The sequence below is a fragment of the Streptomyces mesophilus genome, assembly GCF_011044995.1.
GTDB lineage: Bacteria > Actinomycetota > Actinomycetes > Streptomycetales > Streptomycetaceae > Streptomyces > Streptomyces mesophilus.
Window position 1 is genome coordinate 1 of record NZ_JAAKZW010000462.1, and the last position, 1,198, is coordinate 1,198.

At 74.9% G+C, this 1,198-nt stretch carries 1 protein-coding gene; it reads left to right on the top strand.

From position 1 onward, the window contains the following. The first annotated feature begins 59 nt into the window (after positions 1–59). Positions 60–917: an alpha/beta fold hydrolase gene (locus tag G6045_RS40570; RefSeq protein ID WP_328708103.1), complete on the top strand. Its 858-nt coding sequence runs from the start codon at positions 60–62 to the stop codon at positions 915–917. The last annotated feature ends 281 nt before the right edge of the window (positions 918–1,198 follow it).

Genomic DNA, 1,198 nt, shown 5'->3' on the forward strand with positions numbered 1-1,198 from the left:
GGCGGTCGGTGGGGGGCAGCGGGGTGCCCGAGGTGACTGGGGTGACTGGAGTGACCGAGGTGACTGAGGCACCCGAAGCGTCCGGGAAGTTCGTGCGTATCGGTGGGGTGCCGCATCACGTCGTGGTGGAGGGCAGCGGGCCGGTCTGCGTGCTCACCGCCGGGCTCGGGATGGTGTGGTTCGACTGGGACGCGGTGGCCCGGCTGCTCGCCCCGCACCGTACGGTGGTCCGCTTCGACCGCCCCGGGCTCGGCCTCAGCGGACCGGCCGCCGTGGACCCGTCGCTGACCGGTGAGGCGGACCGGATCGCCCGGGTGCTCGACGCGTGCGGGCTGACCGGGCCCGCCACCGTGGTCGGCCACTCCCTCGGCGGCTTCCACGCCGAGGGCTTCGCCCGGCTGCACCCCGCGCGTACGGCCGGCCTGGTCCTGATCGACTCCAGTGTCGAGACGACAGCCCGGCCACGCCCGGCGCCGGCCCTGCGCACCGGGCTCACGCGGATCGCCGCGGGGGTGCTGGGTGCGGCCGGGGCGCCGTACGCCCTGGGACCGCCGGGGCGGCGGGCCGCGTTCCGGCTCACGCGCGCCGGGCGTGGTGGTGATCCGGCTCCGTACGGGCTCGTCCGGCGCACCTACTCCACGAGCCGCTCGCTTCGGGCGCTGCTGACCGAGTACGCGACGTATGCGGATGTGGCGGCCCAACTGGTCTGCGTACGAGGCGAGTTCGCCCTGCCCGACGGCTTGCCGGCCACGGTCCTCGCGGCGGGCACGGGCCGGCGCTGGCCGGCACGCCAACGTGCGCTCGCCGATGAACTGGGGGCAACCTTCCGCGTCTCGCCGAGCTCCAGCCATCTGGTGATGCTGGACCGGCCGGACGAGGTGGCGGCGGCTGTGCTGTCGGTCGGGGCGCGGGGATGACGGGTTGAGCTTCTGCCCGGCTGACCGGTGACCGACTGCCCGGCCGACCGGTGACTGGCTGACCGGCTGCCCGGCCGACCGGTGTCTGACTGCCCGGCCGTCCAGTGACCGCCTGACCCGGTGACCGACTGCCCGGCTGACCGGCTGCATCCTGTTGTGCGCGGGGTTTCCGGTGCGGTGCTTGCGCGTGCGGTTCGTTGTGGGGTCGGGGCCGGGGTGGGGTGCTTGCTCATTCGGGCAATGGCACCGTCGCCGCGAAGGGACGCCGCCGACGTCGGGGG